The organism is Halosolutus halophilus (assembly GCF_022869805.1).
Taxonomy (GTDB): domain Archaea; phylum Halobacteriota; class Halobacteria; order Halobacteriales; family Natrialbaceae; genus Halosolutus; species Halosolutus halophilus.
In genome coordinates, this window is sequence record NZ_CP094974.1 from 3078806 (window position 1) to 3095325 (window position 16520).

Sequence of the window (16520 nt, forward strand, 5' to 3'; positions counted from 1 at the left end):
CGTTCGCGTGCGATAGCCGGTGCTCGCGACCGGTGGCAAACAGGGGGGACATCCGTTAGACGCGCACCTCCTCTTGCTCCTGCTGACGTTCGACGTCAGCCTCTTCGGCGAAGCGTTCCAGATCGTCGACCGTGATCCGACGCTTCTCCGCACCGTAGTCCTTGACCCGACGGGTGACCGCCCGTACCTGCTCGTCGGTGGGCGAAAAGCCCAGTTCGTGCAGACGTTCCCGGACGGAGTGGGTGCCGGTGTGTTTCCCCATTACCAGTCGGCGCTCGGCGCCGACCATCTCGGGGGTCATCACGCCCGGCTCGAAGGTGTCGGAGTTCTCGATGACACCGGCGGCGTGGATCCCGCTCTCGTGGGAGAAGGCGTTGGCACCGACGACGGGTTTGTTGCCCGGCGTCTCCATGCCGCTTTTCTCCTCCACGACGTTCGAGAGTTCGGTGATCCGTGTCGTGTCGATCCCCGTGTCGGTCTGGTAGAGCGACTCGACGGCCATCACGAACTCCTCGTAGGCGGCGTTCCCGGCCCGTTCGCCGATCGAGTTGACCGAGACCTGCGCCTGATCCGCCCCCGCTTCGATGCCGGCGAGCGCGTTCGCGGTGGCCAGACCGAAGTCGTCGTGGGTGTGGACGTCGATCCGCGCGTCGGTGTGGGCGCGGACCTTCTCGATCATGGCCTTGAACCGCGTCGGGGTGGCGACGCCACACGTGTCGGGAACGTTGATCCAGTCGACGCCCGCCTCGGTGACCGCCTCGATCACGTCGATCAGGAACTGCTCGTCGGTTCGCGTCGCGTCCATCGGCGAGAACATACAGGTCGTTCCCGTCTCCGTGACGCGTTCGACCGATTCGACTGCGCGCTGTACGACCTCGTCTCGCGTGGCGTGCATCGAATCCTCGATCTGGACGTCGCTGGTGCTGACGAACGTGTGCACCATTTCGACGCCGGAATCGAGCGCCGCGTCGATGTCCTTGTCGACGACGCGGGCTAACCCGCAGGTGGTCGTCGACGTCGAGGAAGCGATGTCACGAACGGCCTCGAACTCCGCGTCGGAGTTGACGGGGAACCCGGCCTCGATGACGTGGGTTCCCATGTCGTCCAGGATCGAGGCGATCTGCCGTTTGTCGTCGTACGAGAACGAAGTTCCGGGCGACTGTTCACCGTCCCGGAGGGTGGTGTCGAAGACACGTGCTGACTCAATTTCGTCAGTGGAATCTAACGTGCCCTGGAAGAACTCGACCCCCCTGACTGGTGTCAGAGGACGGGTTGTCTTGTGAAGACATTGTATCAGAACTCGACGGGAGATGGAGTATATAAAACTGACGCTGCTCCGGCCGACAGACAGTGCGAATCGATGACACACTTTACCGATCGGAACGGAAAACCGCAGGACATCAACGCCCTGATACAGACCCCAACATCCTATTACAATACTAGAGGCGACGATCGAGAACGCACGCCGATGCGAGTCGATCGCGATACTATCGGCCCCGATCGGCGCGTACGAATCGATCGATCGATCGCGCGCGCCTCGCCGGTGGACGTTCGGTCATCGATCGAGGTACTGACGCCGACTGTGTTCGAAATCGATTCGATATCGGTTCCAGCGGCGACCATCTGTCCAGATACAGTGGTTCGGAGTGGAGGGGACGTCGGCGTCGATCGAGTCCGTTCGATAGTCGTCCGGTTCGTCACCCGATCGGACGACTGTCCTCCCTGACTCACCGGCTACCCGATTCGATCGGTCGGCGACTCCACCTGACTCACCAGTTCCCTCGATCGGACGGCTACTCCAGGGCCTCCTGGTGGGACTCGTACTCCGTCAGGTACCGGTCCTCGCAGGAGGGACAGCAAAACGTCTTGATCTCGCCGTCGACGGTCGCCGTCACGCCCCCGTCGGCCACCTGCTGACCGCAAACGACGCACTCGAGCGAGAAATCGGTCGCCGAGACGCCGGTGAGTCGATCCGATCGGGTGAGCAGCGTGACGTCGTAGCCGGACAGCGTCTTCAGGTCCAACCCCGATTCGAGCCACGATCGCACGTTGGCGTCGGGCAGCGTCGCGTGGACGATCACGCGCCCGTCCATCCCCTCGAAGACGTGGTCGACGCCGTCGAGGTCGGCAACCGCCGCGTAGACGTCGTCGACGGCCCCCGGTTTCGCGTCCAGTTCGGCGAGCACTGCCACGTCGCGTCGGAGTTTCGCCCGATCGACGTCGACGGTGAATCCCCGGATGATTCCCTGTTCCTCGAGGCGGGCGATCCGATCGGAAACCGCCGGCGGCGTCAGGTCGACGTGGTCGGCGATCTCGCTGTACGGCCGCCGGGCGTCTTCGGTCAGCAACTGGAGGATCTCGAGATCGGTGTCGTCGAGGTCGCGCATAGAATGGCTACGGACGGGATCGTAATCAGTGTCCGCCTCGCGGAGACACTGAAACGGAGTAGACGGCGCGCCGATTCGGGACGCATCGAGTTCCGAATCGATCGGAATCGTCCGCCGATTTAATAGGATTTCACGTGAATTGTTACCTATGTCCATGGACGAAGTGCGGGAATCGAGTCCCGATTCCATGACCGACGACCAGATACGAGCGTTCCTGATGGAACAGGGCGTCGGGATACTCGGACTCGCCGACGAGGCGGTACCGTATCTCGTCCCGATGTCGTTCGGGTACGACGGGAATTCGACGCTCTACTTCGTGTTCTTGCTGTTCGGGACGGAAAGCCGCAAGGAACAATTGAGCGAACGGAGTCGACAGGCCCGCTTTCTCGTGTACAGTGCCGAGTCTGCACACGAGTGGCGGAGCGCGAGCCTCGTCGGTCGCATCGACGCAGTACCCGACGACGAGTGGGAATCCCTGCAGGACGCCATGGGAAACGCGTGGCATCCTGACGTGTTCAGCGCTGCCAATCCGATGCGAGGGGTCGAGGGCTATCGGTTCCGGATCGACGAGTGGACCGGCATCCAGAACACGGGGTAGCGTCGGTCAGTGCTCGCCACGGAAACGCGATCGGGGGATCCGCTGCCCTCCGTTCGACGGGACGGAACTCACGGATTCGGCCGTGAGCGGGGTCAAAGAATTTTACCCGTCCTCGTGGTAGGGAGCCAGGCGATGACAACAGACGAAGTCACCGACCTGTTGACGGAGGCGTACATCGACGAACTCGAGACCGTGATGAACTACCTCACGAACGCGATCGTGCTCGACGGCGTCCACGCCGAGGAGGTCAAAGAGAGTCTCGACGCGGACGTCGAGGAGGAACTCGAACACGCGCGACTGCTCGGAAACCGGTTGAAGCAACTCGACCAGTCGCCGCCGGGTTCGGAGTCGTTCGAGGCCCGCCAGTCGAGTCTGCAACCCCCCGCGGATACGACGGACGTCCAGTCGGTCATCGACGGCGTCCTCGAGGCCGAAAACGACGCGACGGAAACCTACCGATCGCTCCTGGAGGCCGCCCGCGAGGCGAACGACCCCGTCACCGAGGACGTCGCCGTCACCATCCTCGCAGACGAGGAGGCCCACCACACGGAGTTCCGCGGGTTCAAGAAGGAGTTCCCGCAGGACTAGCGTCGGCTGTTGCAGGACCAGCGTCGACTGTTGGACGATCCGCGCGAGGCGAACGTTTTTCTCGTCGTGGTTCGACCGGATCCACATGAGCGATTTCGACCTCGACCTGCGGGCCGTCGAGGAACACATCGACGAGGAACTCGAGCTCGAGGGGCAACTCGTCCTCGGCGTCCTCGACGGGTCGACGCCAGCCGATGAGTGGCTCGAAGCGATCGCAAACGGGAACGTCCTCGTCCTCTGCGTCGAGGGCGACGTCAACGAACTGGCCTCCGGGTTCGCCCGCGACGTCAAGGAATCGGGCGGGAATCTCGTCCACTTCCGCGGATTCCTGATCGTGACGCCGCCGGGCGTGGACGTGAGTACCGATCGGCTCTAGAGCGTCACTCGAACCGATCGTGTCTCGGACGCGAACAGTGGCGAAACGGTCCGTAGTAGCGAGAGGGGCCGAAGACGTGCGAGACGAAGACGCGCCGGGCGAAATCGCGTGGGACGAAGAGGCACGGGGCACCGGTATCGAACGAACGCAACCCCTATTCCCCGTTCCGCTCTGTCTCTGCGTAATGAGTCACCGAACGTTCGACGACGTGACCGTCGGCGACACCATCGATTGCGGAACGAACGCAGTCGCGCGCGAGGAGATCACGTCGTTCGCCGAGGAGTACGACCCGCTGGCGATCCACGTCGACGCTGACGCCGCCGCAAAATCACCGTTCGGCGGTCTGATCGCAAGCGGGATCCACACCTTCGGACTCACCCAGCCCCTCGTCGTCGACCACTTCTACGGCGACTCGGACCTGATCGCCGCGGGCCACATCGAGGACCTGCGGTTCCCCGCCCCGGTCCGGCCGGGCGATACCATTCACGTCTCGCTCGAGGTCGAAGACAAGCGCGCGTCGGCGAACGACGACGGACGCGGCATCGTCACCACGCGGCGGACCGCGACGGTGGCTGACGAACTCGTCCTCTCGTTGCGGAATCACACCATCTGGCAGCGGTGATCGGCAGGACTCGCCAGCCGGCGTCACCTCCCTCTCAGTCGGACCGGAACGTCAGGAAGTGCCCGTCCGGATCGCGAACCACGATCATCTCGTCCAGTTCTCGATCGATCGATCGGACCCGATCGCGGACCGCGTCGAGTGCCGCGCCCGGGTCGTCGCTCTCGAACCCCAGATCGACGTGGACGCCGCCGCGCGCGTCGGCGATCCCGAGGTGTGGTTCCCAGAGTTCGAGCGCCATCGGTCCCTGCAGTCGGACGCGCTTGCGGTCGTCGCCCTCGTCGACCGTCTCGAACCCGAGATCCTCGTAGAACGATCGAGACTGATCGAGGTCCTCGACCTCGAGGACGACCTCGAAGATCCCGTCGATACCCGGCCCCTCGACGTCCTGCTGGCCGAGTTCGACGCAGTTGCCGTCCGGATCGTACAGGTACAGCGATCGGGCGGGGCCGAACCGGGCTTCCTCGAGGTCGTAGTCCTCGCCCAGGCGGTCCCACCAGTCGTCGTACTCGGCGTCGGGGATCGAGAACGCGAAGTGGGTGTGGAGCCCGCCACGCGGCACCTCCTCGGGGCGCCGGAGCACGAGGTCGGTCTCGCCGGTCTCGAGCGCGAGTTCCCTGGCGCGGTCCTCGCGGACGGCGAGTCCCAGCGTCTCCTCGTAGAAGGTGCGCGAACGATCGAGGTATTTGGCCTCGAGTGCCAGCCAGGAAAGCCCCGTTAGCATGAGTCCAGGTACTCGAGGGAGGAATAAAGAATCGTCGGCGGCGTTCCCGATCGAGCGCCGAGAGCGGCCGATTCGACGGTTGGACGAACATTCGACGGATGGACGCGAAGCGATAGATACGGACGCGATCCACCTTCAACTGGTCCATGAGAATCCCACTACCAACGAACAGACTCGTCGCGCTCACGCTCGCCGGCGCGGTGCTGACCGGCGCCGTCGCGCTCGTGCTGGCGGCACCCGGACTCGGAGTCGTCGACGATTCGCTGACCGACGGGACGGGTCCGACGTCGATCGCGGACGACGCGCCGACCCCGAACGAGGACTTCACGCCCGCAGTCGATACCCAGGGAGGTGAGGAACGCGAAGACGACGAGTACGAAGAACACGAGGAACACGAAGAACGGGAGGACGACTAGCCATGAGTCTGGCCGACACCATTACTACCGCACGCACGCGGCTCGGCGACGCTCGCCGGAATTTTCGGTGCTGTGACACTGACTTCGCGGTCCGGACGACCGGCTACCGCGCCGACGTCGCGGCCGATCGCGCTCGAGGAACCGCGCTGTCGCTCGAGGCCGAACTCGACGCGTTCGATTCCGAGAGCGCGGTCGCGCGTCTCAACCGAACGGGACGCGTCGAGAACGAACACGTCGCCCGCCTGGTTCGGCGCGGCCTCGAGTACGTCGAGCGTACCCACGGCGTCTTCGACGTCCGCCATGGCGCAGTCGAACACGACCTGAAGGCGTACCTCCGCGGGGACCGGGAGACGCTTTCGACGACGTTCGACACCGGTTCAGTGCGCGTCGATGGCGACCGCGTCGTCACCGAGACGAAACTCGACCTGAACGGCCTCGCGAAAGGGTATATCGTCGACCGGGCAGCCGCCGCCGCGGCGGGCCCGGGCCGGAGCGGCTTCGTCAGCGGTGGCGGCGACGTGTCGCCGCCGACCGGCCCGATCGCCGTCGAGAGTCCGTACGGCGACGCGCGCCCGCTCAAAGTCCTCGAGACCGACTGGAGCGTCGCCACGTCCGGCGGCTACCGTCGCCGGCGCGACGGCGTCGACCACGTCTACGATCCGACGACGAACAGGGTCGGCTCCCGACACGAGACGGTCACCGTGGTCGCGAACCGTGACTGTATGGAGGCCGATGCGATCGCGACGACGCTCGCCGCAATGTCGCTATCGGACGCGCTCGAACTCGCCGAGGGATGGCCAGACCTCGAGGCGTTCGTGGTTCACCGCGGCGTCTTTCGGACGACGGAGGGGTTCGACGACCATGTCGTATAAGCAATCCGTCGCGATCGTCGCGATCGCGTTCTTCGTCATCACGGTCCCGGTCACGTGGGGAATCGCAGACGTCCGCGAGTCGCAGGCGGTCGAACGAGAGAAAGCGGATCTCGTCGACACGACGGTGCCGACGAGACAGGCTCCGAACGATTACGACGGCGACGAAATCCGTGACGACGCGGATCGGTGCCCGACGCGTCCGGAGACGACGAACGGCTTCCAGGACGGCGACGGTTGCCCGGACGTCGTCGCGACGACGGGGGCCTCGTGATGGACGTCATCTGGTATCTCGATCGCGCGGCGGCGCTCGTCGCCTATCCCGCCCTGTATCTGGCCGTCCTGACCGGGATCCTCTATAGCGCGCGGTCGTTCGGACCCCTCCACAGAATCGCCCGACGGACCCACATCGAGATTTCGGTGTTCGCCATGCTCACGACACTGCTTCACGGCGTTCTCGGCGTCCTCGATACCTGGTTCATCGTCTCCGGTTCGACACCCCAGCCCGCGTACTCGACGACCTACCTGCTCGCCGGCGTCGTGGTCGGCGTCGGGGCGCTCCAGTTGCTCGTCGTCGCGGTTCTGGGCTTTCTCGACGCGCGACGGTTCGACCGGCCCTGGGGGCCGCAGGTCGTCCACGCGTTCGCCTACGGCGGCTTCGGGTTCGCCACGATCCACGCCGCCGCCGTCGGGACCGACGTCGCGGGGCTGATCCGACCGGTCTTCGGGCCGGCGATCGCGTTCCTCGTCTACGTCCTGCTGTTGCGCTTCCTGGCGGACAGCGAACTGCTGTCGACGGCGGCCACGGCGGATCGGTAACTCAGTAGCTATCCCACAGGTCGAACAGTCGGTCGACGACCCGATCGGTGAACGACTTCCGGTGGACGGTGTACAGGTACTGCACGCGTTCCGGGTCGTACAACTCGTATGCGACGGTGCGCCCCCGTCGCTCCTTCGTCACGAGGTCTGCGTCCTCGAGTTTCGAGAGGTGCCACGACACCGTCGAGGGCGACCTGTCGAGTCGCTCGCTCAGTTCGGCGGTCGACAGCGCTCCCTCGACGGCGAGGTGGGCGACGATCCGGCGGGCGTACTCCCGACGCAGCGCGTTCATCACGGCCTGATCGGCCTCGTCGAACGTCTCCGCCGGATAATACCGGGTGTACTTCCCGTCGTCCGACTCCTCGAGAAGGGCCCGGTTTTCCAGCCATCGGAGGTGATACTGAAGCGTCCCCTGGGCGTACTCGAGGTCGTCGAGGAGGGCACGAAAGTGAATACCCGGGTTCGCGCGGACGTGCTGGTAGATCGTCCGCCGAGATCGTAGTTCCAGCGCCGACTCCTCGTCCGAATCGGAGTCCGTCATGGTCAGTTCCGGGCCAGCGCGACGAAGAATGCGAGCAGTCCCGCGAGGATGAGCAGGGCCGCACCGTGTTCCAGCAACTCGACGGTCCGAAACGTGAAGTACGGAAGCAGATAGTACTCGAGAAAGACGATCAGTCCGTAGAGCGCGAACATGAGGTAGCCGACGGTGACGACGAACATTCGCCGGTCGCGTTCCCGTCGCCACGCCAGAAAACTGAGCGCGGCTAGCGTCGACCCGAGAAGGAAAATACCGAGACTGACGTACTGCTCGAGTTGCTGGGCGAGCGTCAGTGCAACGGCCATCGCGGCGACCCCCGAAACTGGTGTTGCCATTCGGTATGGATCGATCGACGGTTCGATCGGGAAAAAGGATTGTCGTCCGATCGTCGAATCGCGCTGCTGGCCCGTCGCTCGCGTCCGTTCTCGAGGGGGCAGTCGTCGCCACGGTTCGATTACCGCGACGACGGCATCGGACCGATCGATTCCGGCCGATCGTCCGACGCCCGAATCCGTCCAGCAGGATTTTATGAGAACGGCATCCGTACTCCCCGATATGGCATTTCGCGTCGACGAGCGCGCGACGGATTTCAGGGAGATCGACCGATTCGACGGCGGCGTGGGCTGGATCGCCCATCCGGACGAGCAGATGCAACGGGCGAGTCACGCCCTCGAGATCGACGGCGAGGTCTGGGTCCTCGATCCCGTCGACGCCGAGGGCCTCGACGACCTCTTCGCCGAGTTCGGCGACGTAGCCGGCGTCGTCGTCATGCTCGATCGGCACAAGCGCGACGCCGCCGCGATCGCCGATCGATACGGCGTCCACGTCTATCTACCCGACTTCTTCGAGGGCGTCGCCGAGGACCTCGACGCGCCGATCGTTCGCTTCGAGGACGAACTCGCGGACACCGGCCTCGAGGCACGAACGGTCGTCGACAACCGGTTCTGGCAGGAGGTGTCGCTCTACAACCCGGACGACGGGACGCTCGTCGTCCCCGAGTCCGTCGGGACGGTCGACTACTTCCTCGCGGGTGGCGAACGACTGGGCGTCCACCCGATGCGACGGGTCGTCCCCCCGCGAGACGTGCTGGGGGACCTCGATCCCGAACGGGTGCTCGTCGCTCACGGGGCCGGCGTGATGGACGACGCGGCGGCCGCTCTCGAGGACGCCCTCGGCGGCTCCCGGAAACGGACGCCGCGGCTCTACGCCGAGGTCGGGTGGAACATGCTGCCGTTCTAGCGGTCGCTCGCAGTATCCCGATGGTACTCGCAGTATCCCGATGGTACTCGCAGTAGCCGCAACGAGTGCGCGCTCGCAGTATCCAACAGGTACACCCCCGCCGATCGGCAGGCGCGGTGACTGCCGAAGGGCAGGCGCGGGGAATACACCTAACTGCGCGCCGCCCGTGTACCCCGTGTGGTCTACGTCACGCGTGCCCTCGTCGACGTGCTACTCGATCTGGCCAGCGGCGCCGATCCCGATCGGGTGACGACCGGCGTCTCCGTGACGCCCGCCGGCAAACTCGAGGGCGACGATGCCGCCGCGATCCCGGCCGAGACGCCGGTGTTCACCGACTTCTACCTTCCCGATCCCGGCAACGCCGTCAACGCCGTCTTCGGCGTCGACCTCACGACGCCCGCGCGCCAGACCCAGGGGCAGTTCGTCTCTCACCCCCTCAGGGAACTCGAGGTGACGAAACGGGACGATCTCGCGGAAGTGATCTTCGTCGCCGTCCCGCCGTGGCAGATCGACGAGCGATCGTTCGCCGCGTTCGATCGATCCGGCGATCGCCAGCCCCTCGAGATCATCGAGGCCACCGCGCCGGACCGATCGCTGTCGGACGTCGGGTGGAAAGCAGGGAAGTGACTTCCCCTCCTCGCTTCAGACGGTTACTCCGCGAGGCAGGAGGCTCGACTTCGAATTGTGATGACGCCGACTGGACCGGTCGACACCACCGAATCGGAAAAATCGAGCAGTCGGGCGTCCGGGCGATCGGCGACCGGTAGCCTCAGTCACCGGTCGGCATCGGCCCGTCTCCGCTTCCGATGATGTGATCGATGATGCTTCGGTTCGAGTCGTCGCGATCGTCCTCCGAGTCGTCCGTGGGGGTCGGGAAGTCCGGCACGTGGGGCATGGATCTCGACCTCCGTTCGGTGCTAGATCGCTCGACGCCCAAAAACGTCCGGCCGGCGGCAGGCGAGTGGCGACCGACTCGCGCGTGACAGCGGACCGCGGGCAGCGATCGGCGGACGACGGACGGCGGTCAGTGGTCAGTCGAGATAGCCGAGTCCCTGAAGCTGTTCGGCGATCTCCTCGAACTCGGCTTCCGTCAACTGCCCCTCCTTCTGGTGCTGGATGACGATACTGCGCAGGAGAAAGCGAACGAGGTCGCTCGTGCTCTGAAAACTCGTCCCCTCGATCGTCTCGTCGACCCGATCGGCGAGTTCCTTCGGGATCGACACCGTCGTGTATTCGGTCATACTCGATACTCCATCGCGGACGTCAAAGGCGTGTCGCCGCGGCCCGACGGTGGGCCTCACGCGAACCGGGACGCGAATCGTCTCCGTAGCGGTTTTTATACCTCCCTGACTAGCGATACGTATGGGAGTCCGGCCACCATCGAGTGGAGACGACGACGAACCCGAGAGCATCGAGTTCGGTATCGCCGCCGTCGACGTTCGTCTGAAAGACGCTGATCTCGCGTTTCCGGCGACGAAAGACGACGTCGCTGCGGAACTCGGTCACGAGCGCATCCCCTACGACGTCCACGGCAACGACGTCCCCCTGGGCGAAATGCTCGCGGAAGTCGACGTCGAGGAGTTCCGCTCCCGACAGGAACTGCTGAACGCCCTGCACGATCCCTTCGAGGAGTACCGGCGACGACACTCCGGCGGCGTCGTCCAGCAGGTCCGATCGCTTCTGCCCTTTTGACCGGTTCTCGTCTCGGTTCGCGGGACTCGGGTACGGGCTAGTCGTCGTCCCTGTCCCTGTCTCTGTCCCGGGAATCGCGCGCGATCTGTTCGAGTCGGCGGCGCTGTTCGCGGTGTAACGTGACGAGCATGTCCGAGAGGACGCCGAACATGATCAACTGGACCCCGAGCAGGATCGCGGCCGCGGAGACGAGCGCCATGATCTCGTGGCCCTGCTGGTACTGGATCCACTGCCAGAGGACGTACCCCGCGATCACGCCGCCCGAGAGGATGCCGGCGGTGCCGAGGCTCCCGAAGTAAAACAGCGGGTTGTTCGTCTTGGCGAGCGTGTACAGCGCCAGGATGATCGTCCCGCCGTCCGTGATCGGGTGGAGGTTCGTCTCGGACTCGTCGGGACGGGCGCTGTAACTGATCGGCACGACGGTCGTGTCGATCCCGTGTTTCACGCACTCGACGGCGAGTTCCGTCTCGATCGTGAACCCGTCCGAGTCGAGTGAGAGGCGTTCGAACGAGTCGACGGTAAACGCCCGGTAGCCCGAGAGGATGTCCTCGTAGCTGGCTCCGTGGATGAATCGGAACGCCCTGTTGATCAGCCGGTTCCCGAACCCGTTCAACGCGCGCATCGCGTCGTCGTCCATGTCGGCGAACCGGTTGCCGATCACGTGATCGTAGCCTCGCGAGAGCGGTTCGACCATCCGGTCGGCGTCGGCGGGGTCGTATGTCCCGTCCCCGTCGACCATCAACACGTAGGGGACGGTGACGTACTCGAGGGCCTCCCGGACGGCCTGTCCCTTCCCGTCGCCCGACTGGACGACGACGTCGGCACCGCGATCGCGTGCGATCGCCTGCGTCTCGTCGTCCGAACCGCCGTCGACGACCACCACGTTCGTGTAGCCCTGCTCGCGGAAGCCGTCGATCACGTCACCGATCGTCGCCGCCTCGTCGAGCGTCGGAATCAGGACACAGACCTCGTCGGTCGAGATCTCGCGTGTCTCGTCGGTCATCGCGAGGACCTCCTGCGTTCGGTCGACCGGGTCCACGCGTGCCCCGTCATGCTCCATTGGGTGCCATTCTCGCGGCGGAGCGCAAAAGGATACTGATAGACGAATCGATCGTTTATAACGGAGCCGGCATCGCGATCACCAGGTCAGCCCCTCGTAGACCGCGAGATCGTCCGCGTCGACGTCGATCCGGCGACCGTCGACGACGACCCGCCGGCGCATGCCCGCGAACGAGAGGTCGTCGAACTCGGGCCAGTCCGTCGCGACGACCGCCCCGTCCGCCGCCTCGAGCGCCGCCTCGGCCGAGTCCGCGTAGTCGACGTCGAGAGCCGGGTACTGCTCCCGGACGTTCGCCATCGCCGCGGGATCGTACGCGACGACGTCCGCACCGCGATCCGCGAGTCGATCGATCACGTCGAGCGCGCGAGATTTCCGGATGTCGTCCGTCCCCGGTTTGAACGAGAGTCCCAGGACGGCGATCCTGGCCCCGTCGAGAGCGACGTGCTCCGCGAGGAGGGCGACGAGTCGCCGCGGCTGCTCGTCGTTGACGGCCACGACCGCGTCGAGCAGTTCGGGATCGTACCCCTGCTCGCGCGCCCCTGCACGAAGCGCGTCGACGTCCTTCGGGAAGCACGAACCGCCCCAGCCGAGGCCCGATCGGAGGAACCGGTCCGAGATCCGATCGTCGAGTCCGACGGCGTCGAGCACCTCGTAGGCGTCCGCGCCGTACTCCTTCGCGACGTTGCCGAGTTCGTTCACCAGCGACACCTTGGCGGCGAGGAAGGCGTTGTTCGCGTACTTGATCAGTTCGGCCTCGCGAACGTCGGTCTCGACGAGGGTCGTTTCGGGACGGTCGAGAATCGGCGCGTACAGTTCCCGGAGCGTCGCGGCGGTCGCATCGGTCCTCGCGCCGACGACGACCTTGTCCGGTTCGAGGAAGTCCTCGACGGCGGTTCCCATCCTGAGGAACTCGGGGTTCATCGCGAGGTGCAGGTCCTCGTCGACGCGCTTGCCCGATCGGTCCTCGAGGATCGGCCCGACGACGTCTTCGGTCGTCCCCGGGAGGACGGTGCTCTTGACGACGACGAGGTGGTCGTCGTCCTTTCGGGCGAGCGCGTCGCCGAGAGATTCCGCGCCAGCCCGCATGATCGCCAGATCGAGGCTGCCGTCCTCGGCCTGTGGCGTCGGCAGACAGAGCATCGTGAGGTCGGTGTCGACGACGGCTCCGTAGTCGGTCGTCGCCCGGAGGCGGCTCCCGGCGTGCTCGGCGATCAGGTCCTGCAGGCCGGCCTCGTGGATCGGTGCCTCGCCCGCGTTGATTCGATCGACGATCTCCTCGTCGATCTCGACGTTGACGACGTCGTGGCCACGGTCCGCGAGACAGGCGGCGACGGTCGTTCCGACGTACCCGCTGCCGACGATCGAGACGTGCATACGCTGTGAGATGAGGTGTAGTCGGTAGTGGTTTTTGGGTTCCGACCGGAGCGGCCCCGTCATCAAAAACGACGATCGGAGCGACTCCCGATTACCGAGAACGGCGAACTGGACGTACGGGTCCACCGGGAACGGCTACCGTTCGGTAACGGGTGGCGCGGCTTCCCGGAGTCGTTCTTCCGCTTTCTCGCGATCGGCTGGGTACCCGACGTCGATCCGCCAGCCGTCCATCCGGATCGCGTCGATCGTCCGGCCCGACTGGACGAGCAGATCGATCGCGTCGGGGAGTTCGTACTCGCCGCGATCGGACGGCTGGACGAGGTGACAGGCGTGGAAGATGGCTGGTGTGAAGGTGTAGAAGCCAGTCATGACGAGATTGGAGGGCGGGTCGTCCGGCTTTTCGACGACTTCGACGATCTCGCCGTACTCGTTGGTGTCGCAGACGCCGTAGCGGGAGGCCTCCTCGTAGGGCACTTCCTCGACGAGGAACGCGGCGTCCGCGCGCTCTTCCCTCTGACGGTTGATCACGTCGCCGAGGTTCCCGCGGAAGATATTATCCCCCAGCATCAGCACGAAGTCGTGATCGACGTGTGGCTCGGCCTGGAGAATGGCGTGGGCCAGACCCAGCTGTTCGCGCTGGTGGGCGTAGGTGATCGGGACGCCCTCGTACTCGTCGCCGTAGCGCTCGATGATCCGTTCTTTCTGGTAGCCCACGACGACGACGAACTCGGTGACGCCGATCTCGCGGAGGTTGTCGAAGACGTCCTCGACGAGCGGTTTGCCGTCGACTTCGACGAGGGCCTTCGGCTTGTCTTCGGTGAGCGGCCGGAGGCGGGTTCCTTTCCCCGCGGCCAGCACGACTGCTTGCATACGCGTACTGACGGCGGGAGCGGAATTGGCTTTCCGATGATTTTCATAGCCGGAAAACAGTTCGGAGAACTGCCACCAGATCGCGCCCCCGGAACGGATTCCCGATCGGAACCGCGCAGTGAACGATCCGGGCCCGAAATCGCATCGTCCGGAAACCGTTCCCGTTCCGTTGGCTACACGATCAGAAGACCTTTTTCGACGACGGATAACCGAACCGTATGGATCTAACGGACGCCCGTATTCTCGTCACCGGTGGTGCGGGATTCATCGGGTCCCAGCTATCCGATCGCCTCCTCGCCGACGGCAACGAGGTCGTCGTCGTCGACGACTTCTCGAACGGCCGCGAGGAGTGGGTTCCCGCCGGCGCCGAGGTACTCGAAGCCGATCTGACCAACCGCGACGCCGTGACCGACGCGATCGACGCCGATCTCGATCTCGTCTTCCACCTCGCCGCCCGGAAGGATCCGAACGACGACGATCCGCGCGGTCAGTTCGACGAGAACACGACGATGACGCACCTCCTGCTCGAGGCGTGTCGTGACGCGGGCGTCGAGGGGTTCGCGTTCGCGTCGTCCTCGACGGTGTACGGCGAAGCGCCGCGACCGACGCCCGAAGACTTCGCCCCGCTCGAACCGATCAGCGTCTACGGGGCGAGCAAACTCGGCGAGGAGGGACTGGTCTCGACCTACGCACACTCCCACGGACTCACCGCGTGGACGTTCCGCTTCGCGAACGTCGTGGGCCCGCGCCTTCGCGGGGCCGTCATCCCCGACTTCCTCGAAAAATTGCGGGCGAATCCGGAGTCACTCACGATCCTCGGCGACGGCCGACAGGAGAAGTCCTACCTCCACGTCGACGACTGCGTCGACGCGATGTGCCACGTCGTCGACCGCGCCGGGGCCGACGACGTGGAGTCGGACGGCGGGGCGACGTACACGTACAATCTCGGGACCCGAACGACGACGTCCGTCGATCGGATCGCCGACATCGTCAGCGACGTCCTCGACCTGGATCCCGACTACGAGTATACCGGCGGGGATCGCGGCTGGACCGGGGACGTCCCGCGGATGCGACTCTCGATCGAGAAACTCGCGGCGATCGGCTGGACGCCGAACCTCGAGAGCGACGACGCCGTGCGACGGGCGGCCGAGGAACTGGCCGACGAAATCGACGAGGCGTGACAGGGTCGGGCGGGTTCGGCGCGGACCGATCGGACTGATCTAGAATCCTTTTTACTCGACTGCCGAAAGAACCTCCGTATGCAGGACCAGCGCGTTCTCGTCACGGGCGGTGCGGGATTCATCGGATCGAATCTCGCGAACCACCTCGCGACGGACAACGACGTAATCGTGATCGACGACTGCTATCTCGGGACCCCGGAGAACCTCGTCGACGACGTCGAATTCGCCGAGCGAAGCGTTCTGGAGGACGACCTCCCGACCGACGTGGACGCCGTGTTTCACCTCGCGGCGCTCTCCTCGTACGCGATGCACGAGGACGATCCCCGGAAAGGGGCCCGCGTCAACGTCGAAGGGTTCGTCAACGTCGTCGAGCAGGCCCGACAGGACGGCTGTGATACCGTCGTCTACGCGTCGACGTCGTCGATCTACGGGAACCGGACCGAACCCTCGCCGGAGTCGATGGACGTCGAGGCCCACACCGGCTACGAGGCCTCCAAACTCGCCCGCGAGCGCTACGGGGAGTACTTCGCGAACCACTACGGGATGGCGATGGCCGGACTCCGCTTCTTTTCGGTGTATCAGGGCTACGACGGGGCAGAGGAACACAAAGGAGAGTACGCCAACGTGATCGCCCAGTTCGCCGACGACATCGCCAACGGCGAGTCGCCGACGCTCTACGGCGATGGGACGCAGACGAGGGACTTCACGCACGTGTCCGATATCGTCCGCGGCCTCGAGTTGGCCGCCGACCACGAACTCGCCGGCGTCTACAATCTGGGGACGGGCGAGGCGTACGACTTCGATACGGTCGTCGAACTGCTCAACGAGGAACTCGGAACGGACGTAGAGCCCGAGTACGTCGAGAACCCGATTCCCGAGTCGGTATACGTCCACGATACCTGTGCTGACGCCTCGAAGATCCGCGAGGAAACCGGCTGGGAGCCCCAGATCGACTTCGAGGAGGGGATTCGACGAGTCTGTGCGCAGTATACGGCCGATTGAAGTGAGTCATCGCCGACCGAGGCGACTCATCGGCGCGTGTCGAGAGTTGTTGTAGAAGATGTATCGATAGCTGCGGAACGTTATCGATAGTGGCTGCGGACGCAGCGTTGCCGTGGGAACACTCTTCGTATCGAGTATGCAGAACCTGTGTGTTCCGTCGCGATCGGT

The 16520-nt window shown here is 65.0% G+C and carries 23 protein-coding genes; 13 read left to right on the top strand and 10 right to left on the bottom strand.

Annotated elements, in window-relative coordinates:
* Positions 1-55: 55 nt before the first annotated feature.
* Positions 56-1312 carry a LeuA family protein gene (locus tag MUG98_RS15085; protein ID WP_425601096.1) on the bottom strand — a complete coding sequence of 419 codons (1257 nt, stop codon included), beginning with the start codon at positions 1310-1312 and terminating at the stop codon, positions 56-58.
* A gap of 481 nt (positions 1313-1793) precedes the next feature.
* Complete coding sequence (locus MUG98_RS15090; protein WP_265108267.1) at positions 1794-2387, bottom strand: winged helix-turn-helix transcriptional regulator; 594 nt, start codon at positions 2385-2387, stop codon at positions 1794-1796.
* A 148-nt stretch (positions 2388-2535) separates the two neighbouring features.
* Between MUG98_RS15090 and MUG98_RS15095 the strand changes: the two genes are divergently transcribed.
* The 4 genes from MUG98_RS15095 (at position 2536) to MUG98_RS15110 (ending at position 4571) form a co-directional block, all read left to right on the top strand.
* Positions 2536-2985: a pyridoxamine 5'-phosphate oxidase family protein gene (locus MUG98_RS15095; protein WP_265108268.1), complete on the top strand. Its 450-nt coding sequence runs from the start codon at positions 2536-2538 to the stop codon at positions 2983-2985.
* 132 nt (positions 2986-3117) lie between these two features.
* Positions 3118-3573 (top strand): ferritin-like domain-containing protein, encoded by a 456-nt coding sequence (locus tag MUG98_RS15100; protein WP_265108269.1) that lies wholly within the window; start codon positions 3118-3120, stop codon positions 3571-3573.
* 85 nt (positions 3574-3658) lie between these two features.
* Positions 3659-3949 (top strand): DUF5779 family protein, encoded by a 291-nt coding sequence (locus MUG98_RS15105; protein ID WP_265108270.1) that lies wholly within the window; start codon positions 3659-3661, stop codon positions 3947-3949.
* Positions 3950-4133: 184 nt separating this feature from the next.
* The gene (locus tag MUG98_RS15110; protein ID WP_265108271.1) at positions 4134-4571 is read left to right on the top strand and encodes a MaoC/PaaZ C-terminal domain-containing protein; all 438 of its coding nucleotides are present in this window, start codon (positions 4134-4136) and stop codon (positions 4569-4571) included.
* Positions 4572-4605: 34 nt separating this feature from the next.
* Here MUG98_RS15110 and MUG98_RS15115 read toward each other — a convergent pair whose 3' ends face one another.
* On the bottom strand, positions 4606-5292 hold the full coding sequence (locus tag MUG98_RS15115; RefSeq protein ID WP_265108272.1) for a VOC family protein: 687 nt from the start codon (positions 5290-5292) through the stop codon (positions 4606-4608).
* A 146-nt stretch (positions 5293-5438) separates the two neighbouring features.
* Between MUG98_RS15115 and MUG98_RS15120 the strand changes: the two genes are divergently transcribed.
* From MUG98_RS15120 to MUG98_RS15135, 4 genes are read left to right on the top strand one after another with little or no spacing between them, the layout of a single operon-like run.
* Positions 5439-5708, top strand: a complete 270-nt coding sequence (locus tag MUG98_RS15120; RefSeq protein WP_265108273.1) for a hypothetical protein — start codon at positions 5439-5441, stop codon at positions 5706-5708.
* 2 nt (positions 5709-5710) lie between these two features.
* Positions 5711-6580 carry an FAD:protein FMN transferase gene (locus MUG98_RS15125; protein ID WP_265108274.1) on the top strand — a complete coding sequence of 290 codons (870 nt, stop codon included), beginning with the start codon at positions 5711-5713 and terminating at the stop codon, positions 6578-6580.
* The gene (locus tag MUG98_RS15130; RefSeq protein ID WP_265108275.1) at positions 6570-6851 is read left to right on the top strand and encodes a hypothetical protein; all 282 of its coding nucleotides are present in this window, start codon (positions 6570-6572) and stop codon (positions 6849-6851) included. The genes MUG98_RS15125 and MUG98_RS15130 overlap by 11 nt, the downstream gene beginning before the upstream one ends.
* Entirely contained in the window at positions 6851-7396 is a 546-nt protein-coding gene (locus MUG98_RS15135) for a hypothetical protein (protein ID WP_265108276.1), read from the top strand. Before MUG98_RS15130 ends, MUG98_RS15135 begins: the two co-directional genes overlap by 1 nt.
* 1 nt (position 7397) lies before the next feature.
* Here MUG98_RS15135 and MUG98_RS15140 read toward each other — a convergent pair whose 3' ends face one another.
* Together MUG98_RS15140 and MUG98_RS15145 are read right to left on the bottom strand one after the other, a co-directional pair.
* Entirely contained in the window at positions 7398-7937 is a 540-nt protein-coding gene (locus MUG98_RS15140; RefSeq protein ID WP_265108277.1) for a winged helix-turn-helix transcriptional regulator, read from the bottom strand.
* Between the two features lie 2 nt (positions 7938-7939).
* Positions 7940-8269 (bottom strand): hypothetical protein, encoded by a 330-nt coding sequence (locus MUG98_RS15145; protein ID WP_265108278.1) that lies wholly within the window; start codon positions 8267-8269, stop codon positions 7940-7942.
* Between the two features lie 220 nt (positions 8270-8489).
* Here MUG98_RS15145 and MUG98_RS15150 point away from each other — a divergent pair, with 220 nt between their 5' ends.
* Positions 8490-9173 carry a hypothetical protein gene (locus tag MUG98_RS15150; protein WP_265108279.1) on the top strand — a complete coding sequence of 228 codons (684 nt, stop codon included), beginning with the start codon at positions 8490-8492 and terminating at the stop codon, positions 9171-9173.
* A 177-nt stretch (positions 9174-9350) separates the two neighbouring features.
* A complete protein-coding gene (locus MUG98_RS15155; protein WP_265108280.1) occupies positions 9351-9800 on the top strand; it encodes a JAB/MPN domain protein-containing protein in 450 nt (149 codons plus the stop codon).
* Positions 9801-9942: 142 nt separating this feature from the next.
* Here the strand turns inward: MUG98_RS15155 and MUG98_RS15160 are convergent, their stop codons facing one another.
* Both MUG98_RS15160 and MUG98_RS15165 read right to left on the bottom strand, forming a co-directional pair.
* Positions 9943-10068 (bottom strand): hypothetical protein, encoded by a 126-nt coding sequence (locus MUG98_RS15160; protein ID WP_265108281.1) that lies wholly within the window; start codon positions 10066-10068, stop codon positions 9943-9945.
* Positions 10069-10204: 136 nt separating this feature from the next.
* On the bottom strand, positions 10205-10414 hold the full coding sequence (locus MUG98_RS15165) for a ribbon-helix-helix domain-containing protein (RefSeq protein ID WP_250140036.1): 210 nt from the start codon (positions 10412-10414) through the stop codon (positions 10205-10207).
* Positions 10415-10535: 121 nt separating this feature from the next.
* Here MUG98_RS15165 and MUG98_RS15170 point away from each other — a divergent pair, with 121 nt between their 5' ends.
* Complete coding sequence (locus MUG98_RS15170) at positions 10536-10865, top strand: DUF5789 family protein (protein WP_265108282.1); 330 nt, start codon at positions 10536-10538, stop codon at positions 10863-10865.
* A gap of 37 nt (positions 10866-10902) precedes the next feature.
* On the opposite strand, the gene aglJ is transcribed toward MUG98_RS15170, so the two are convergent.
* The 3 genes from aglJ to aglF all read right to left on the bottom strand — a co-directional run bounded on the left by aglJ (position 10903) and on the right by aglF (position 14169).
* The gene (gene aglJ, locus MUG98_RS15175) at positions 10903-11925 is read right to left on the bottom strand and encodes an S-layer glycoprotein N-glycosyltransferase AglJ (RefSeq protein WP_265108283.1); all 1023 of its coding nucleotides are present in this window, start codon (positions 11923-11925) and stop codon (positions 10903-10905) included.
* Between the two features lie 78 nt (positions 11926-12003).
* Entirely contained in the window at positions 12004-13299 is a 1296-nt protein-coding gene (gene aglM, locus MUG98_RS15180; protein ID WP_265108284.1) for a UDP-glucose 6-dehydrogenase AglM, read from the bottom strand.
* Positions 13300-13434: 135 nt separating this feature from the next.
* Positions 13435-14169 (bottom strand): UTP--glucose-1-phosphate uridylyltransferase AglF, encoded by a 735-nt coding sequence (gene aglF / locus MUG98_RS15185; protein WP_265108285.1) that lies wholly within the window; start codon positions 14167-14169, stop codon positions 13435-13437.
* A gap of 218 nt (positions 14170-14387) precedes the next feature.
* Between aglF and MUG98_RS15190 the strand changes: the two genes are divergently transcribed.
* Together MUG98_RS15190 and MUG98_RS15195 are read left to right on the top strand one after the other, a co-directional pair.
* Positions 14388-15350 carry an NAD-dependent epimerase/dehydratase family protein gene (locus tag MUG98_RS15190; protein ID WP_265108286.1) on the top strand — a complete coding sequence of 321 codons (963 nt, stop codon included), beginning with the start codon at positions 14388-14390 and terminating at the stop codon, positions 15348-15350.
* 78 nt (positions 15351-15428) lie between these two features.
* Complete coding sequence (locus MUG98_RS15195; protein WP_265108287.1) at positions 15429-16352, top strand: NAD-dependent epimerase/dehydratase family protein; 924 nt, start codon at positions 15429-15431, stop codon at positions 16350-16352.
* The last annotated feature ends 168 nt before the right edge of the window (positions 16353-16520 follow it).